13 protein-coding genes are annotated in these 19,506 nt (G+C 42.5%); 6 read left to right on the plus strand and 7 right to left on the minus strand.

Translation table 11 applies throughout. From position 1 onward, the window contains the following. Positions 1–68 precede the first annotated feature (68 nt). From metG to MURRU_RS08050, 3 genes are all read right to left on the minus strand, one after another. Positions 69–2,165 (minus strand): methionine--tRNA ligase, encoded by a 2,097-nt coding sequence (gene metG, locus MURRU_RS08040; RefSeq protein WP_014032960.1) that lies wholly within the window; start codon positions 2,163–2,165, stop codon positions 69–71. A 142-nt stretch (positions 2,166–2,307) separates the two neighbouring features. Continuing rightward, positions 2,308–4,020 (minus strand): DUF1501 domain-containing protein, encoded by a 1,713-nt coding sequence (locus MURRU_RS08045; RefSeq protein ID WP_014032961.1) that lies wholly within the window; start codon positions 4,018–4,020, stop codon positions 2,308–2,310. A gap of 10 nt (positions 4,021–4,030) precedes the next feature. Then, on the minus strand, positions 4,031–5,542 hold the full coding sequence (locus tag MURRU_RS08050; protein WP_014032962.1) for a DUF1800 domain-containing protein: 1,512 nt from the start codon (positions 5,540–5,542) through the stop codon (positions 4,031–4,033). A 166-nt stretch (positions 5,543–5,708) separates the two neighbouring features. Here MURRU_RS08050 and MURRU_RS08055 point away from each other — a divergent pair, with 166 nt between their 5' ends. The 5 genes from MURRU_RS08055 (at position 5,709) to MURRU_RS08075 (ending at position 10,949) form a co-directional block, all read left to right on the plus strand. Continuing rightward, positions 5,709–6,068 (plus strand): YraN family protein, encoded by a 360-nt coding sequence (locus MURRU_RS08055; RefSeq protein ID WP_014032963.1) that lies wholly within the window; start codon positions 5,709–5,711, stop codon positions 6,066–6,068. A gap of 54 nt (positions 6,069–6,122) precedes the next feature. Further along, entirely contained in the window at positions 6,123–6,782 is a 660-nt protein-coding gene (locus MURRU_RS08060) for a hypothetical protein (RefSeq protein WP_014032964.1), read from the plus strand. Between the two features lie 72 nt (positions 6,783–6,854). After that, a complete protein-coding gene (locus tag MURRU_RS08065; protein WP_014032965.1) occupies positions 6,855–8,837 on the plus strand; it encodes a DUF3352 domain-containing protein in 1,983 nt (660 codons plus the stop codon). 156 nt (positions 8,838–8,993) lie between these two features. Further along, positions 8,994–10,151: a serine hydrolase domain-containing protein gene (locus MURRU_RS08070; RefSeq protein WP_041801888.1), complete on the plus strand. Its 1,158-nt coding sequence runs from the start codon at positions 8,994–8,996 to the stop codon at positions 10,149–10,151. A 30-nt stretch (positions 10,152–10,181) separates the two neighbouring features. Beyond that, positions 10,182–10,949 (plus strand): hypothetical protein, encoded by a 768-nt coding sequence (locus MURRU_RS08075; RefSeq protein WP_014032967.1) that lies wholly within the window; start codon positions 10,182–10,184, stop codon positions 10,947–10,949. Here MURRU_RS08075 and mfd read toward each other — a convergent pair. The 3 genes from mfd to MURRU_RS08090 form a co-directional block, all read right to left on the minus strand. Next, the gene (mfd, locus tag MURRU_RS08080; RefSeq protein WP_014032968.1) at positions 10,926–14,384 is read right to left on the minus strand and encodes a transcription-repair coupling factor; all 3,459 of its coding nucleotides are present in this window, start codon (positions 14,382–14,384) and stop codon (positions 10,926–10,928) included. The two genes, MURRU_RS08075 and mfd, sit on opposite strands and share 24 nt — an antisense overlap. Positions 14,385–14,648: 264 nt before the next feature. Beyond that, on the minus strand, positions 14,649–15,281 hold the full coding sequence (gene pdeM / locus MURRU_RS08085; RefSeq protein WP_014032969.1) for a ligase-associated DNA damage response endonuclease PdeM: 633 nt from the start codon (positions 15,279–15,281) through the stop codon (positions 14,649–14,651). A 187-nt stretch (positions 15,282–15,468) separates the two neighbouring features. Beyond that, on the minus strand, positions 15,469–17,931 hold the full coding sequence (locus MURRU_RS08090; protein ID WP_014032970.1) for a ligase-associated DNA damage response DEXH box helicase: 2,463 nt from the start codon (positions 17,929–17,931) through the stop codon (positions 15,469–15,471). Between the two features lie 98 nt (positions 17,932–18,029). On the opposite strand from MURRU_RS08090, the gene MURRU_RS08095 reads away from it, so the two are divergent. Further along, positions 18,030–18,458, plus strand: coding sequence for a tellurite resistance TerB family protein (locus tag MURRU_RS08095; protein ID WP_014032971.1), 429 nt, complete (start codon positions 18,030–18,032; stop codon positions 18,456–18,458). On the opposite strand, the gene fbp is transcribed toward MURRU_RS08095, so the two are convergent. Further along, complete coding sequence (gene fbp, locus MURRU_RS08100) at positions 18,455–19,462, minus strand: class 1 fructose-bisphosphatase (protein WP_014032972.1); 1,008 nt, start codon at positions 19,460–19,462, stop codon at positions 18,455–18,457. The genes MURRU_RS08095 and fbp overlap by 4 nt on opposite strands. Positions 19,463–19,506: the final 44 nt, after the last annotated feature.

Genomic DNA, 19,506 nt, shown 5'->3' on the forward strand with positions numbered 1-19,506 from the left:
TCTTACAATCCAAATTTTTTAAAGTGGGTCTCGACTGCGCTCGACCGGACAGTTTCTTTGGTTATGAATTAACTTATAGCCTCCCCATTATCAACCCCATCCTCATCCGGATTGAGAAAAACTATTTTCCCTTCCTTGTTCTCCGTCATCAAAATCATACCCTGACTCTCTACACCGCGCAGTTTTCTTGGAGCCAAATTGACCAAAACGGTCACTTTTTTGCCCACAATATCTTCGGGTTTAAAGCTATTGGCGATACCTGACACAATGGTGCGTGTATCCAAACCTGTATCCACTTTTAATACCAAAAGTTTATTGGCCTTGGGCATTTTTTCGGCTTCGATGATGGTTCCCACGCGCATATCGAGTTTAGAGAAATCATCAAAAGTAATGGTGTCTTTTTGCGGGGCTACTTCCTTGTCCATTGAACCTGTGCTGAGCGCAGTCGAAGCATTTGCTTTTTTGGTGGCTTCCAATTTATCCAGTTGTTGTTGTATTTCGGTGTCCTCGATTTTTCTGAAGAGTAGTTCGCTCGGGTTGAGTTGGTGTCCGGCGGGGAGAAGAACGTCATTTGTTGAAATGTCATCCCAATGGGATGCTGAATCAAGTTCAGCATGACGTAAAATCCCCTTTAATTTACTTGATGTAAACGGCAAGAAAGGCTCGCTTAAAATGGCCAATCCCGTTGCAATCTGAAGTGCCACGTACATAATGGTCTTTACACGTTCCTCATCCGTTTTAATTAGTTTCCAAGGTTCTTCGTCCGCCAAATATTTGTTACCCAATCGCGCCAAATTCATCAATTGTTGACTCGCTTCACGGAAACGGTACCGTTCCAGTGATTTGGATAAGATTTCTGGAAATTCCTTCAAGGCTTGCAGGGCCTCTTTGTCAACAGCTGTAAAGTCGGCTGGAGCTGGAACTTCACCTCCGTAGTATTTGTGCGTCAATACCGCCACACGGTTCACAAAGTTGCCAAAAATGGCCACCAATTCGTTATTGTTCCTCGATTGAAAATCCTTCCAAGTAAAGTCGTTGTCTTTGGTTTCGGGTGCGTTCGCGGTCAGCGCATATCGGAGCACATCTTGCATATCTGGGAATTCTTCCAAATACTCGTGCAACCAAACCGCCCAGTTTTTTGAGGTGGATAGTTTGTTTCCTTCAAGGTTCAGAAACTCATTGGCAGGTACATTGTCTGGCAAAATATAGTCGCCATTGGCCTGTAACATACTCGGGAAGATGATACAATGGAACACAATGTTGTCCTTACCAATAAAGTGAACCAATTTGGTGTCCTTTTCTTTCCAGTAGGGTTCCCAGTCCTTTCCTTCGCGTTCGGCCCACTCTTTTGTGGAGGATATGTAGCCGATGGGCGCATCAAACCAAACATAAAGTACTTTTCCTTCTCCACCTTCCACGGGAACGGGGATGCCCCAGTCCAAATCGCGAGTTACGGCACGGGGTTTTAGGCCTTCATCAATCCAGGATTTACATTGGCCGTACACATTGGGTTTCCAGTCGGATTTATGTTCTTCCAAAATCCATTTTTTCAGGAACCCTTCGTAGCGGTCCAAAGGCAAGAACCAATGTTTCGTCTTTTTTAAAGTAGGAACAGTACCTGTGATGGTAGATTTTGGTGTGATGAGGTCCGTAGCATTGAGCGATGACCCGCAATTTTCACATTGGTCGCCATAAGCTTCTTCGTGTCCACATTTGGGGCAAGTTCCAATCACGAATCTATCAGCCAAAAACTGTTTGGCCTCGTCATCGTACAATTGTTCGGTTTCTTCTTCGATAAAATCCCCTTGCTCGTACATTTTTTTGAAGAATTCCGAAGCGGTGTCGTGATGCACTTTTGCTGAAGTTCTGGAGTAGTTGTCAAAAGAAATTCCAAAATCAACAAACGACTTTTTGATGATGCCGTGGTACTTGTCTATAATTTCTGTGGGGGTAACACCTTCCTTTTTGGCCTTCATGGAAATGGCTACTCCGTGTTCATCGCTACCGCAGACAAAGGCCACGTCGTTGCCTTTTAAGCGTAAATATCGCGAATAGATATCAGCAGGAACATAGACGCCGGCCAAGTGCCCAATATGAATGGGTCCGTTGGTGTAGGGCAGTGCCGCTGTAATGGTGTATCTGGAAGGTGATGTATTTTGAGCCATTTAAATCTAATTAGGTCCCAAAAATACTGATTTTAACGGGATACACATAAAAAACGAAACCCTCGAAAATGCGACCCTATTTGGGGTGAGGGGTGCATTACCGAAGGGCTCCGAAAAATGGACAACAAAGTGTCCCGCTTTTTTAAGAAATCATTACTGATTTGCTCATTTTTTTATCGCCCACAGAAATTCGGTAAATGTATTTTCCTGTGGATAAACTGTCGCGCATACGTTCCCGTATATTGATGTCCACTTGGCCTTCCAGCATCATTTCGTTGAACAAGGTTCCCATCCGTTGTCCCAAAATATTGAAGAGCTCAATATCCACATGGGCAGCTACGGGCATTTCCAAATGAATGTGTGGTGCGCGTGATTGTGGGTAAAAGGGTGTATGGACTATTCCATCCAAAACATCAATATCTGGATTGTTGGGGTCTTGGCTCGGCGGAGTCTCCGGCAATGTAGGTGGGTCGTTGTCCATGGCAATATCATCAAATTCCTCTCCACTGCAGTTGAAGCCTAGATCGATAGCTTGGTAGGGATGACCCAGTAAATGTTGTTCCACAGACTCCCTTGGAACACAGAGCCATTCGGCCAGTACGGTTCCGTAAAGGTTTCTAAAGTCCATAGTATATTCCAAATTTCCTCGGTTGTTGGGTTCATCCAGCGAAGGGTGTTCGCCAACAAATGCACTTCCACTCAATCCTGAACCAAAGAACAGGGTAGGGGCGGCCTTTCCATGGTCGGTACCATTGGAACCATTTTCAAAAATCCTACGGCCAAACTCGGAGAAGGTCATACTTAGTACGTTATCATCTTGCTCTGTGAATGCAAGGTCTTCGTAGAAATTGTTGATGGCCACAGATAGGTTGGACATCAAACGCTCGTGTACAATGGGTTGATTGCCGTGGGTGTCAAAGCCTCCCAAGGAAATCATATAAACCTTGGTGCCCAAATTTCCTTTGATCAAACGTGCCAAGAGCGCCAATTGCCTTGCAAAGCCATTGTCTTGATATTCTACTTGGTTTTGACCTCTCATATAGGCATCGTGAATTGTACCTGCATACTCGTACGTAGTATTGGCAACACCACGGAGAAACCTCAATTGGTCGCCATACATACAGTCATCAAAGGGTGCGTTTTCAATATCGTAAAAGGCACCGGTCTCTGCAATTTGCTCCAACTGGTCTACATTGTTGGTAACAAAAGCATAGTTGGTTTCGTCACCTTGAAAAATCATATTGGCCAAGTTTCCAATTTGAATGGCAGCAGGGGCAGCTGGCGGATTGATCAAATAATCTGGATAAAGCTCCTCAAAATGTCTGCCCATCCAACCTGTATTTTCTCCGGAGAATCCAGTAGTGGTCAAATCGGTATTGGCGAAAATATCGGAACCTGTAAAGTGGGATAAACTTTGGTTTTCGTACCCCACACCATGTACGGCCTTAAACTGTCCGTCGCCCCAAAGGGATTCCAAGGAGCTCATATAAGTGGGCACCCCAAAATCATCGGTAAGTTTTAAGACCTTGCTCTCTGGGATGTAAATGTTAGGTCTTGCATTCGCATAAGTATCATATTGTTGTATCGGGATTACGGTACTGAGTCCGTCGTTCCCTCCCGATAGTCGAATCAGGATTAAAATATTGTCGGTTTCCGCGGCTGCGACAGCGGCCGTAAGCGGTGATGGTGAGGAAGCTGAAATTAGATGGCTTCCCAAGAACATGGAACCCGAACCTGCAATGCCCAAAGCTTGGACAAAGGAGCGTCGGCTCCATTTTTTGTGTTCTAGATCATGGCCTTCGTGTTCGAGGCCTTTGTGTGGTGATTTATCGTGGGTATGGTGATTATCGCACATGGTGGTGGGGTTATTTAAGTTGAAATTCGGGTTCTCTGGATAAATGACGTAACAGGATATACACCTGTGTTGGAGATTCTGCACTCATTTGCAGCATCCATTGGCTTGTTCCTCCCGGAAAATAATCGGGGGAGTAATATTCTTCTGGAACATCGTCAATTTTGAAGGCATCCATAGCTCTTTCAAAATCAGCATCCGTCAAAAGTCCCTTAGGTGTAAACTTGTTTACCAATGCCCTAACCACAATTTCCGGGTTACTTGTATTGCTATCAGCTGGGCCAACGGCATCCATGGCCAAATTTCTGAACTGCTCTGGGTCGTTTTGAAAAAAACGTTCCAAGAATACTTCCGTTGTCAACCATCGCCCTATAATAAAGTTTGTATTGATCCATGTTCGGTCGCGTTGCCAACCTTCCACTTCAGGAGGCTGAAAAAAGCGTTGCCCAATCAATGAACAAGAATCGATCATATTTAAAACCGTTCCGTCATCGTAAGTGAAGCTGGTTTCCTTCAATAAATTAAAATAAAGGTCGGCTGGACTTTTAATGATGACCCCGATGGCAGTTTCATCAAAAAAGTGCTGACTTTTAAATAGTTGACGAAGAACAGGGGCAATTTCAAATCCACTGCCGATAAAGGTCTGGGCCATTCCGTCAATAATTTGTGGAGCAATCCCTCCATCTTCGTTGGTCGAATCGGGATGGACAAAAAACTCGTAAAGCTTTTTACAGATAAACCATCCGATCTCATCAGCTCTTTCGTTGAAAAGAATGTCGATGACATCGTCGTAGTCCCAATTCCCAGTTTGACCGAATATGGTTTTGCTATCGGTATTGAACTCTGTGGGGTCGAAGGTAACTTGGGTACAACCTTCTTCGCCACGTTCGGTATATCCGGAGAGCGCCTTTGCGGTTTCAATAATATCTTCTTCTGTGTAGTTGTTCCCTTCACCTAAGGTAAAAAGCTCGTAAAGTTCACGCGCGTAGTTCTCGTTAGGATTGTCCCCTCGGTTTCTGGCACCGTCCAAATAATAAAGCATGGCACTGGTGAGCCCGACCTCACTAGTCAGGTTCTTAAAATTGCCCAATGCATTCTGCTGCAAGCAAAGCACATAATAATATAGGAATTGTGGGCAATTATAGGTCTCCAATTGCGTAACAAAGTGATTGCTCCAAAAGAAGCTCATTCTATCCCTGAGGCTATTGTCCAAAAGTGCGTTGCCGTAGGTGGTGGTAAAATCTTCAACTTGTGCACTGCGCAGTTGTCTGGCCAAATCATCATCTTCAGGATAATTGGCACCGGTCCAATCGGCCCATTCAGGAGCAGGTATGGTCGGTAAGCTAAGGGCCTGGTCCACCAAGTTGTCCACGAGGGCACTTGCTGATAGTCCCACAGCGGCATTTATGGTTTGTACAGAAGCACTAAAACCAAGTCTTCGGTACAAGTGGGCCGCACGCACCTCATCTAATGGAGTAGTGTACGGCGCCAAGGTTGAGGAATTACAATTGATAAAGTACTCCATAGCAATGTCTGGCGTTAATTAGGTCATAGTTGGGGAAACTATATGTTTTGCTAGTGTTGGATGTGGTTCAATTGAGCCAACAAAGTACAATCTTAACGTTCTAAAGTCCATGAACGACCAATTTTTTCGATAAAATGCATAATTTTTTTTGATTTTTACAAATTGTATGGCCAATCACAACAAATTTGGAAAACTGGGAGAGCAAAAAGCAGTGGACTTTTTGAAGGCTTCCGACTACGAGATAAGAGCACTTAACTATCGGCACCTCAATGCCGAGGTAGACATTATTGCGGAGAAAGATGGTTTCTTGGTAATAGTTGAAGTAAAGTCAAGAAATATGGGGTTTCTTGAAGATATTTCCCGTGTGATCACACCCAAAAAAGTGAAGCTTTTAACCATGGCGGCCAACCATTACATGGAAGAATTGGATAGCGATTTGGAGGTTAGGTTTGATGTAATTACCGTGGTAAAAAACACTGATAATTTTGACATTGAGCACTTTGAAAACGCATTCTACCATTTCTAACCATTTGTTTGTTTTGTAACAATATGTTATTTTTGTCCAAAACCAACTGAATAAATGAAAACAATATCTGCAGTAGTTGAGCATTACATCAAGAAAAAGCCCTTTTTGCAAACTGCTTTGGCACAAGGGATTATCAACTTGACTTCTTTGTCTAGACAGATAAAACCGGAAATTGCGGAAGAATTGGGTAAAGATGTAAAGGATGGAGCCATTGTAATGGCGCTCAAACGTCTATCCGACGATTTGGAATTTAGAGCTACCCATAAAATTGTAAAGGTCCTTAAAAATATTGGGGAAATCACGGTACGTTCCAACCTTACCGATTACACATTTTTGGCTTCGGACACCATTTTGCAACAACAAGCTAGATTGTTGGAAGAGGTCAATGTTAACCAAGATGTATTCTATACTTCATCGCGAGGAGTGAACGAGATCAATATTGTAATCAGTAATATAATGGACGGTGTTGTGGAAAAGTACTTTAAAATGGAGCGCTGCACCCAAAAGGCCGAAGGACTTTCCTCAATTACCGTAAAATTGCCCGCAGAGAATGTTTCGGTTCCCGGAATTTACTATTTTATCTTTCAGCGGTTGGCCTGGGAAGGCATTGTGCTTTATGAGGTAATCTCTACGACCAACGAGTTTACTATTTTGGTGAACGATGAACAGGTAGATGTTGCTTTCAAGACCATCAAAGATTTAAAATCACTATAATCGGGATTCCTTTTCTTGATCTAAACTAAAACGAAATCTTCTTCGTTGTAGAAAAAGACACTTTTTGGAAAAATGACCAAAAAAAGGATTCTTTACGGTTTTTTGGGCCTAATGGTACTGTATTTGTGCTATTTGGCCTATATTTTTATACTCTCCCCCAAGACCAACCTACAGTCCATTTACCTTATTCCCAAGGATGCGGTTTTCATCATTGAATCCGAAAGACCAGTGGAAAGTTGGCAAAAAGTAAGCGAGAGCGAAGCTTGGCACCATCTAAAAAAGAACGACTACTTTTCGGAACTTACCGAAAATATCCAAAGAGTGGATACGGTATTCAACGATAACCATAAGCTGTTCGAATTTTTTGACGACCGCTCCCTTTTTATCTCCATCCACATGATTTCTCCCAAAGATTACGGGATTTTTTATGTGTTGGACCTTAAGCGCATCGCTAAATTACAATTGCTCAAAACGTACTTGAATACGTTGCTGGACGATGGCTATGTATTGAGCAAACGAACCTATCACGCGCATGAAATTTTGGAAGTTCACGATCGGGAAAGCAAGGAAACCATGTACTTGGCCTTTATCAAAAACCAATTGGTGGCCTCGTACACCCATACTTTGGTAGAGGCTTCCATAGATCAGTACCTCGAACCTGTGTTGGGTCGAAACCTGAATTTTTTGGAGATCAACCAAAAGGTAGGGCACGAGAATTTGTTCCGTATGTATGTGCAGTACCACTATTTTGATGATTACATCCAACAATACACAAACAAGCCTTCCGACTGGGTAAAACGGGTAAGCGAAAACTTTTTGTTCTCAGGTTTTTATTTTGATTTGGACGGGAACAGTACCCTTACCGCCAATGGGTACACCAATATTAGCGCTGTAAACGAATATTATTTGGAGGCGCTTCAAAAGTCAGGGACCTCGGAACGCTCCATTCCCCAAATTGCACCATTAAGCACGGCACTTTACATTAGTTATGGGTTTGATAGCTTCGCTGAGTTCTACAAAAATTTTGAGAGGGTTCAGCAGAACGATCCTGGGCAGTTCGAGAGTTATCAAAAAGGAATAGCCAAGGTTGAGAAGTTCCTCAAGATTGATGTAAAAGAGAACTTTGTCAGTTGGATTGGGGACGAAATTGCGGTCCTTCAAATTCAATCCCACATTACTAAAGGTAAGAATGATGTAGCCTTGGTACTCAAAGCCAACGACGCCGAAGCTGCCAAGACCAATCTAGATTTTGTAGTGGAACAGATTCGTAAAAAAACGCCCGTAAAGTTTAAAGCCGTTAATTATAAGGATTACGAAATCAATTTCCTCTCCATTAAGGGGTTCTTTAAAATGTTGTTGGGCGGAAGGTTCGATGAGTTCGATAAGCCTTATTTTACACAGATTGATGAATACGTTATCTTTAGTGATAACCCCAATACCCTAAAGGGTATAATTGACAAGGTGGTGGAGGGCGAAACACTCGCTACCTCGGAAGAATTTAGGAAGTTCAATCAAAAATTCGATTCAGAAACCACAGTATTTGTGTATAGCCATGTTCCGTTGTTGTATGATAATATGTATGCTTTGGCCGATGCTCCGACCAAGCAAAAAATGCGCAAAAACAAGGATTTTATTATTTGCTTTCCACAAGTGGGATTACAACTAAAACCAGAGGATGACTTGTTCGAGAGTCGATTGGTACTGAACTATCAGGATGTGGAAGAAGTGAAGAAGACCATCAATATTCCGAAAAACACCAATAAAACGACTCCAAAAACCCAAAATGCAGCTTCAACAGAAATTACAGACGCTGTTTTTAATCTGAGCTCCATCTACCCCACGGATTTGAACGCTAAATCCTTTAGTAGAAAATACGCAAACGGAAACATTCGGTTTGAGGTGGATCTCAAAGATGGGTTAAAGCACGGGCGATACGAAGCATTTTATCCCGACGGTACTCGAAAAATCCGTGGTCGCTTCCGAAATGATGAGCAGGTGGGCACTTGGCATTATTATAATAAAGAAGGAGATCAGGTCCACAAAAAACGTTTTTAATAAGGCTGTCATTCCGTACGGATGCTGAGCGAAGTCGAAGTATGACACGGAATCTCATACAATTAGGTGTTTTTGTATAAGTTACCCTAAAAGTTATCGTAGATGATAAATTCCTCAACAATTAGTACCTTTCTTGCCCAAACCAAACCTCCGACAATGAAAAATCTTCTTTTTACAGCAACACTCATTGTTGCTTTTGCCACAACTTTAGAAACCAAAGCACAAGAACTCAATTTCCCAGAACGATACGAAACTTGGAAAACTGCGGATAAAGGTCAGTTTAAGTTTGATCAGGCAGCGTTGGACAAAGCTGTGGAATACGCAAAGTCCAATGAATATTCAGGTTCTCGGGATATCCGTCAGGCGATTTTAGAAGGATTTAAACGCGAACCCTTTCACGAAATTTTGGGGCCCACCAAAAAACGTGGAGGTCCTGCTGGAATGATTATGAAAAATGGATATGTTTTGGCTTCTTGGGGTGATACCAAACGTGTGGACATGACCTTTAGTGTAACCAAAAGCTTTCTTTCTACAGTGGCCGGACTTGCCGAAGATCATGGTTTGATCAAGAACACCAGGGACAAAGTGGGCAACTACATTTGGGATGGCACTTTTGATGGGGAACATAACTCCAAAATAACTTGGGAGCATTTATTGCAGCAGAACTCCGATTGGTCAGGTGAACTTTGGGGAGGCAAGGATTGGGCAGACCGTCCACCAAGTGAAGGTGGTCTGGACGATTGGAAATTTCGTAAACTCAATGAACCTGGTACCGTGATGGAGTACAACGACGTTCGTGTAAACGTGCTAGCTTATTCTTTGACTCATGTATGGAGAAAACCTGTACCAATGGTGCTTAAAGAAGAAGTGATGGACAAAATTGGAGCCACCACCACTTGGCGTTGGTTTGGTTACGAAAACGCGTGGACTGTTATTGATGGAATGAAAATGAAATCTGTAACCGGTGGTGGACACTCAGGTGCTGGACTTTTTATTTCCACTGAGGACATGGCCCGTTTTGGAACACTCTTCTTGAACAATGGCAAATGGGAAGACCAACAAATCATTAGCGAGAATTGGATCAAAAAAGCAACCACACCTTCGGTACCCAATGTAAATTATGGTTATATGTGGTGGTTGAACCAACAAGGTGACCGCCACTGGGATGGCGTTCCCGAACATGTGTTCTACGCCGCAGGTTTTGGAGGCAATTTTATTGTGGTGGACCAAAAAAGCGGATTGGTCATTGTAACCCGTTGGTTGGAACCTTCAAAAATTGGAGAGTTTGTGAAGCAGGTGTATAAGGCTTTTTGATTAGCCTGTTTAAATAATATCTAATTTAAAATGTTTACCAAGAGTTTTAAAAAGACAAAGGAAAAGCTCCAAGCACATTACAAAGGAATTGGTGCAACCATTGCTATTTTAATGTTGGCAATCACCTATTGGAATGAGCTAACTGAATTCATGGACAATATTTTTCAAGAGGAGTCTGAACCATTTGTTATAAATCATCAGCTAGGAATAAATTTTGGGTTTGAAAACTTTTTTTTTCAACCAAACATCGAAGGAAAGCTTAGTAAAATCGGCTACATGAATTTTATTAAAGTCACAAATAATACAGGAAAGATTGCTCAAATTAACTCAATTGAATTGGAAATCTTTTTAGATGACAAATGGGTTTATTTGCCCATGGTAGAATCTAAAATAGGGTTTGTTAGAAATGAAAAAATGAAAAGGTATACTGGGGGCACGAACTTTACCTACTTAGATTCGCTTTATGTGGCAAGAAAAGGTGATTTGTCTTTAAGTCAAACATGTTACTTTTATAGTTTTGATTCTCAAGTTCGAGGTGGTAAAATTGATTTTGGAGAAACAGTGACAGGTTGGATCACATATATGTGGCCATCTCAATTAAAAACAAGCTTTGCCCCTGATTTTTCTAAAATAAGATATCGAATAGGCACTGAAAGGGGTGATAAATACTATGTTACATTAGATGACATTGATATTAGTAAACCAGTTGGTAATTTAGACAATTATCGAGCTTCTGCATTAAGATTGGTTGGTGATACAATAGATATTTCAAACTTAGAAGTTATGGCTTTTCGTTGATTGCTGTTCTTTTGTGTTTAGCCTAAAAGGCTCCAGAACTTTCAATGCCTTGTCGACACTTGTAATCCTATCAAACACCAACAATAATCGAAGTCCGTTTCGGGTTTGTTTTTCCTTGAGTTTTACAAGTTGGGGATGGGTCTGCGCGTATTGCAGTATTTGGGTAAACACGGCACTTTGGTAAAAACTGGATTGCTGGTCGGCGATAAAGTAACCGATAAACTTGCCCTTTTTCATGATTACCTTTTCCAGACCAATGTGGGTGGCAATCCATTTAATGCGGACGGAGTTCATCAAATCTACCACAGGTTCGGGCAATTCGCCGAAACGGTCCACCAACTGAGCTTCAAATTTCTGTAGACCTTCCTCGTCCTCCACATCGTTCAATTGGGTGTAGAGGTTTAAACGCTCGGTAATGTTGTTGATGTAGTCATCAGGGAAAAGCAATTCAAAATCCGTGTCCAACTGCATTTCTTTTACATACACTTTTTCCTTGCCGCCCTCTACTTCTTCATACAGTTCCTTGAACTCATTTTCCTTGAGTTCGTCAATGGCTTCCGCCAATATTTTTTGATAGGTCTCAAACCCAATTTCGTTGATAAACCCACTTTGTTCACCTCCCAACAAGTCACCTGCACCACGAATCTCCAAATCTTTCATCGCAATATTGAAACCACTTCCCAGTTCTGTAAATTGTTCCAGGGCCTCAATACGTTTTCGGGCTTCGGTGGTCATTACCTCGTAAGGCGGGGTGATGAAATAGCAGAACGCCTTTTTGTTGCTTCGCCCAACACGCCCACGCATTTGGTGGAGGTCGCTCAAACCAAAATTATTGGCATTGTGGATAAAAATGGTGTTGGCATTGGTCACATCCAACCCACTTTCTATGATGGTGGTCGAAACCAAAACATCAAATTCACCGTTCATAAAGGAAAGCATAAGGTTTTCCAGTTTTTTGCCCTCCATTTGTCCGTGTCCGATCCCAATTTTGGCATCGGGTACCAAACGCTGCAGCATTCCGGCTACTTCCTTGATGTTTTCAATGCGATTATGAATAAAGAACACCTGTCCGCCGCGTTGGATTTCGTAGGACACGGCATCACGGATAATTTCTTCGTTCAATCGAATCACATGGCTTTCGATGGGGTAGCGATTCGGTGGCGGCGTATTGATTACGGAAAGGTCGCGAGCAGCCATCAAACTAAATTGAAGAGTTCTCGGAATTGGTGTGGCGGTTAGCGTGAGGACATCCACATTTTCCTTTATGGAACGTAGTTTTTCCTTCACCGAAACACCAAACTTTTGCTCCTCATCTACAATGAGCAAGCCCAAATCCTTAAACTTCACATTTTTGTTGACCAACTGGTGCGTTCCTATGATGATGTCAACTTTTCCACTTTCCAAATTTTCGAGGGTCTCCCTTTTCTCTTTGGCCGTTCTAAAGCGATTGAGGTAATCCACCGTAACGGGCATTTCTTTCAATCGTTCCGAAAAAGTACGATGATGTTGGAAAGCCAAAATGGTAGTAGGTACCAAAATCGCCACCTGTTTGCCATTGTCTACAGCCTTGAATGCCGCACGGATGGCCACCTCTGTTTTTCCAAAACCAACATCCCCACAAATAAGTCGGTCCATGGGGCGTTCACTTTCCATGTCCTTCTTAACATCTTGGGTGCTTTTTTCCTGGTCCGGAGTGTCCTCGTATAAAAAGGAAGCCTCCAACTCGTGTTGTAAATAACTATCGGGAGCGTATTGAAATCCTTTTTCGAGTCTTCGCTTGGCATAGACTTTAATAAGGTCGAAAGCAATTTTTTTGACCCTTGCCTTGGTCTTTTGTTTGAGTTTTTTCCAAGCAGCGGAACCGAGCTTGAATATTTTTGGTGGGGCACCGTCCTTGCCGTTGTATTTGGATATTTTGTGGAGCGAATGGATACTGACGTACAAAATGTCGCGGTCACCATAGATCAGTTTGATGGCTTCTTGCTTTTTGCCTTCCACATCAATCTTTTGTAAACCGCCGAACTTACCGATACCATGATCAATATGGGTAACATAATCCCCAATCTCCAGTTTGTTGAGTTCCTTGAGTGTGATAGCCTGCTTTTTGGCATAACCATTCTTTAAATGGAACTTGTGGTAGCGTTCAAAAATTTGATGATCGGTGTAGCAGACCAATTTGAGATTATCATCCACAAAACCTTGGTACAGCGGAAAAATGATGGTTTGATAATGAACCGTTTCGTCCACTTCGTCAAAAATATCGTGAAAACGCTTGGCCTGTTGCTCGGTGGAACAGAAAATATAATTGCTATAGCCCGCATCCCGATTGTCATTAAGATTTTCAATGAGCAAATCAAACTTTTTGTTGAAAGCAGGCTGAGGTTTGGTGTTGAATTGGATTTCGTCACCCTGAACTTGTTTCAGGGTCTCACTTGAAACTCCTATCTCCACCAATAAAAAATCCTCCAACTGCTCTTTCAGCAAAGTTGAATCTAAAAAGAGCTCTTTGGGTCGCGCGTGTTTTATTTCTTGGCTCAACTTCGCAAAACTGTCCTCCGCTTTTTCAAAAAAGGATTCTATTCGATCATAAATCAAAGCGGGATTCTTTGCAAAAACCACTGTTTTGGCAGAAATATATTTTAGGAAGCTTTCCCGTATTTCCTCCGTGAATTTGTTCTCCACATTTGGAATAATGCTGATTTTCTTCACCTTGTCCGTCGAAAGCTGAGTTTCCACATCAAAAGTTCGGATGCTGTCCACTTCATCGCCGAAGAACTCGATGCGATAGGGCTCATCATGTGAGAAGGAGAACACATCCACAATACCACCACGAACGGAAAATTCCCCAGGTTCGGTTACAAAATCCACACGCTTGAACTGGTATTCAAAAAGTACCTCGTTTAAAAAATCCAATGAAATCTCATCGCCCAATTTTATTTTTTGGGTGTTCCTGTCCAGTTCCTTTCGTGTGACCACTTTCTCAAAAAGGGCATCAGGGTAGGTGACGATCACCGCAGGTTTTTTTCTGGAATTGATACGGTTCAAAACCTCTGCACGTAACAACACATTGGCATTGTCGGTTTCCTCAATTTGATAAGGTCTGCGGTAACTCCCCGGGTAAAAAAGCACATCTTTTTCACCAATCAGTTGTTCCAAATCGTTCAAATGATAGGCTGCTTCCTCCTTATCGTTCAAAATCAATAGAAAAGGTGATTCTGCCGACTTAAATGCTTCGGAAACCACAAAAGAAAGTGAGGAACCAACAAGTCCTTTTATATTGATTCTTTGACTGGCAAAAGACTTCTCGACTGCGCTCGAAGTGACAGTTTGGGCAATAATATCCCTCAGTTTCCCTAGTTGGGGAGACTGTTCAAAAAGTTGTGAAATCTGGGTTTTGGTCAATCCAAAAAACTTTGCGGCAAAGATAAACCGCAAAAAGGTTTACTAAAAATGTTTTTTTGAGTTTCTTATCGTCACGCTGAACTTGTTTCAGCGTCTCATCCAGTGTGCTGTAAGATTTCTCGACTGCGCTCGAAATGACATAAAAGAAATTTGGGGATAATTCGCATCAAACTTTTACTAATAGATTCTTCGCTCTACTCAGAATGACATATAAAACACTGTCATTCCATGCTTGACACGGAATCTCATCTGACAGGGATACTGAAACAAGTTGAGCGTAAATAAAAAGAAGAAAACCTAAACCTTAATAATACTGTCTTCAACAATGGCATACACTTCGTCACCTTTCTTGGGATTGAGGGCGTGCGTTCCTGTGAATTGCCCAAAAGCGGGCAAGATCATTTGATTATTGGACTTAAAAAAGCAGGGCAGTTTTATGCGATCCCGTCCAAATCCTTTAAGTTTTATAGCGGGGTGAATGTGTCCGCAAAAAGTAAAATGGTCTTTTCGTTCTTCAGGATGATGGGTCAACAAGAAAGAGTCTATGACCAGTTCTGGAAATATGGGAACCTTCAGTTTTTTGAATTTTTCTGGCGCAATGATGTCATGGTTGCCCGCCACCAGCAGAATTTCAGCCGGTGTTTTGGCTACCCAATTCTCGAAGAACTCCCATTCTTTGTTCAGGGAAGAATGAAACAAATCGCCCAAAAAACAGATTTGAAAGGGCTGAAAATCGGCAACAATTTTATCCAAAAGCAGGAAGTTCTTATGGATGGCTTTTCTGGGAACGGCAGCCCCAAATTTTCTAAAGTGTGACACTTTTCCCAAATGAACGTCGCTAATCAGCAAGAGTGATTTTTCTTCCCAAAACAATCCACCCAAAGGGTGAAGTTGAAATTCTTGATTTTGTATTTGAATGTTTAGCGTCATTTGAGTCTGGAACAACAAATTTAAAGCAATTGTAATTTCGAACCGCGCGAAGCAAGTGTGAGAAATCTATGGAAAAACAGATTTCTCAATCGATGCTTTGCATCTCATTTCGAAATAACCGTATTGTCTTTATACTGAACACCTGCCGGCTGGAGCACAGAATGACAAGTACTTGGGAGTTCTTTGGCTATTTGGTCAATTTATCCACCATTCTTTTAATACGGTCCACCAATTTTTCGTTGGACAGTTTTTCTCTTAACCTATCCGTAATTATAGGGAAAGATAGGGGAGTGGGTTGGGAGCATTGTTTCCAAATTATCTCTTGTTGGGCGATGCGCTCCAAGGCCAATCGTAATCGACCTTCTTCTAGCTGGTGTTCAAACGTTTCGGTGTAGGCCTGTTGGTAGAGCAGATTATCGTCCTCAAAATCACGGAAAACATCAAAGAGCAGTTCCGAACTACTTTGTAGGTGTTTCATTTTGACTCCTTTTTCGGGATATCCCGTAAAAACCATTCCGCTGATTACGGCAATGTCCCTGAACTTCCGTCGGGCCATTTCGTTGGAGTTCAAACTTTTTTGAAGGTCGGACAACATGTATTGGGGGGTGAACAAATTGTTGTCCAAAATATCCTGAATGTTGATTTCCTTGTCCGATAGCAATTCAAAACCGTAGTCGTTAAAGGCCAGTGAACAAGTAATTGGGTCAAGAAGGCTGATTCGGTAAGCCAAAAGACTGCTCATGCCCTCGTGAATGGCCCTGCCTTCAAACGGGTAAAACATGTGGTGGTAACCATCACGGGTCTTGAAGGTTTCGATTAAAAACTGATGCGGTTGTGGCACTATGCTTTCTTCCCGCTGCTTGTTGAACATCGGTTGCAATGCTCGAATTTCTTCCGATTGTTCGGGGAATTTCAGCTCAGCGGTGTACAGTTCTTGACGCAACAACTCCGACATTTTTGCGGAAAAACTCAATCGGCCACCCATCCAGCTAGGTACTTTATTGGTTCTCTTTTTTGAGTTTCGCACATGTGCTGCCATTCCTTTGATTCTGATAAATTCCAGATTTCGCCCAGCAAAGGTGAACACATCCCCGGGGCTCAGTTTGGAGATGAAATATTCTTCAATGCTGCCGATATAACCTCCTTTTTGATAGCGAACGGAGATGGTGGCATCGCTCACAATGGTTCCAATTTGAAATCGGTGCCGCATGGCAACCGCCCTGCTGTTTACCTTAAATTTTCCATCTTCCTCAATCTCCACTTTTTTGTATTCGTCGTAACTTTTAAGGCTCTGGCTGCCCATCACCAAGAAATTAAGGAGCCATAGCCATTGTTCATCCGTGATGGCCTGGTAGCAAAATGTTTGTTTGATCTCAGGATAGATCTCTTCTGGATAAAACCCATCGGAGACAGCAAGTGTAGTCAAATACTGAATGAGGACATCAAAACTGTTGAGGTAGGGAATTCGGTCTTCCACCGCACTGTTCAGCACTGCTTTTTGCATGGCTGATGCCTCTACCAGCTCAATGGCGTGGGTGGGTAAAAAATAAATGACACTTTCCTTGCCGGGTTGGTGACCGCTTCGCCCTGCCCGTTGCAAAAAACGAGCAACTCCTTTGGGTCCACCAATTTGAACTACGGTTTCCACTGGGGCAAAATCAACTCCAAGGTCCAAGCTTGATGTGCAGACCACGGCCTTTAAACTTTCGTTTCGGATGGCCTGCTCCACCCAAAGTCGTGTTTCTTTGTTGATGCTGCCGTGGTGCATCGCCATTTCGCCAGCAAACTCGGGATGTTTTTCCAAGATTTTCTGGAACCAAATTTCACATTGACTACGGGTATTGGTAAAAAGCAAGGTTGTTTTACTATTGTTGATGATGGGCACTACTTGGTCCAAAAGATGCAATCCCAAATGCCCACGCCACGGGAAGGTTTCCATTTTTTCTGGAACAATACTTTTTACCGTAATTTTTTTGTTGAGCTTGGCCTTTACCAAGACCGAGTTGGCAAGTTCTGGAGATGTAGGCCCCAGCAATACTTCGCGTGATTGTTCCAGATTTCCGATGGTGGCCGATATGCCCCAAATTCGCAATTGTTTGCAGACCGTTTTTAATCGGGACAGCCCCAACTCCATTTGAACACCGCGCTTGGTGCCCAAAAGTTCATGCCACTCGTCCACTACAATGGCAGAACAGTTTTTGAAGGTTTTACCGTATTCTTTGGATGAGAGCAGTAATTGCAGACTTTCTGGGGTAGTGATCAACAAGTCGGGCATGTTGGACCGCATTTTTGCACGTTCTTTGGCGGAAGTATCTCCCGTACGAATCCCTACGGTCATTTGGGTTTCCAAATCGTTAGTAATCCGTTCTGCCGATTGCTTTATTTCTTGAGAAAGGGCCCGAAGGGGAGTAATCCAAATCGCTTTTAACCCTTTTTTGTGCTTGGTCTTGTAATCGGGATGGTTTTTAATGTAATTGAGTACAATGGGAAACCAAAGGGCGTAGGTTTTTCCACTGCCCGTGGGGGCATTCAACAAACCATGTTTACCCTTCAAAAAAGCTTTCCAGGTCTCTTTTTGAAACGGGAAGGGTTTCCAATTTTGTTCTTGGAACCAGTTTTCAGCAATATGGAACAATTCTGATTCTTGCAGCGCCGTGGTACTTAAGACTGAAAAATACGAATTTCTTTGCTGGGTTTATACCCACTTATTTGCGATAAGATTTATATTTGTGCCACAAAATTTAAGGTATGCCAATTTTAGATCTTTACGAACACGGAGACCATAGGAAAAACATGGCCCATTTTGCCACATTGGCAAGTTTGGCAGCGGCTGATGGGGATATAAACCCAAAGGAAATGTCCGTTTTGGAAAAGTTTGCCTTTAAACTCAACATTAGTAGTGACGAATTTAAGGAGGTAATGAAAAAGGAGAACAGCTATCCTATCGAAACTCCGCACAGTGGCGAGAAAAGATATAAAAGGCTGTTTGAATTTTTTCAGATTATCTTCTCTGATCACGATATTGATAATGAAGAGCGCAGACTTGTAGAAAAGTATGCCGTTGGACTAGGTTTTTCTCCAAAAACGGCAGCTCAGATTATTGATAAATCCATCAAAATTTTCAGGGGGGAAATCCCGTTCGAGGATTACCACGAATTGGTAAAACGGGAAGGCTAGGGCTTAGCCATAAATTCTTCCGCTTTTTCCACCATTTTTTTACTTCCACAGAAAAAAGGAACCCGTTGGTGCAGCTCGGTGGGCTGAATATCCATAATTCGCTGAAAACCATCACTGGCCTTACCATTGGCTTGCTCTGCCAAAAATGCCATGGGGTTGCACTCGTAAAGTAAACGGAGCTTGCCATTTTGGGCCTTGCTGCTTTTCGGGTACATATAAATGCCACCTTTGATCATGTTACGGTGAAAGTCCGAAACAAGCGATCCGATATATCTCGAAGTATAGGGCCTATCTCCCTCTTCCATTTGGCAATATTTAATATAATCCTTTACCCCTTGTGGAAAATGGATGTAATTACCTTCATTTACGGAATAAATTTTGCCCGTTTCGGGGAATTGCATATCGGGATGGGACAAGTAAAAAGTACCAAGGGCTGGATTTAAGGTAAAACCATTGACGCCATCACCCGTGGTATAAACCAACATAGTTGACGTTCCATAAATGATGTAACCGGCCGCAATCTGATTTTTTCCCGGCTGCAAGAAGTCTTCCAAGGTAACCGGTGTACCGACGGGCGTTACCCTTCTGTAAATGGAAAAAATCGTTCCCACCGATACATTTACATCAATGTTGGACGAACCATCCAAAGGATCAATAAGTACAACATATTTGTTTTGATGTTGCTTGTCAAAACTATTGATGCTGATAAAATCGTCTTCCTCCTCCGAGGCTATTCCGCAAACAATTTCCCGGTTCTTTAGTGTTTGAATGAACTTTTCGTTGGCCAGAACATCTAGTTTCTGCTGATTCTCCCCTTGAATATTGGTTTCTCCCGCTGCTCCAATAATATCGACGAGACCAGCTTTGTTAACCTCGTGGTTCACTACTTTTGCCGCCAAACGGATACCGTTCAGCAGTCTTGATAGTTCTCCGGAAGTATATTGAAATGAATTTTGGTTGGCGATGATAAATTCACCGAGGGTGCGGTGTTGCTTCTCAAACATGGAAAGGCTGTTTTATTTAAGGACAAATATCGGGCATTTTGTGA

It is taken from the genome of Allomuricauda ruestringensis DSM 13258 (assembly GCF_000224085.1).
GTDB lineage: Bacteria > Bacteroidota > Bacteroidia > Flavobacteriales > Flavobacteriaceae > Flagellimonas > Flagellimonas ruestringensis.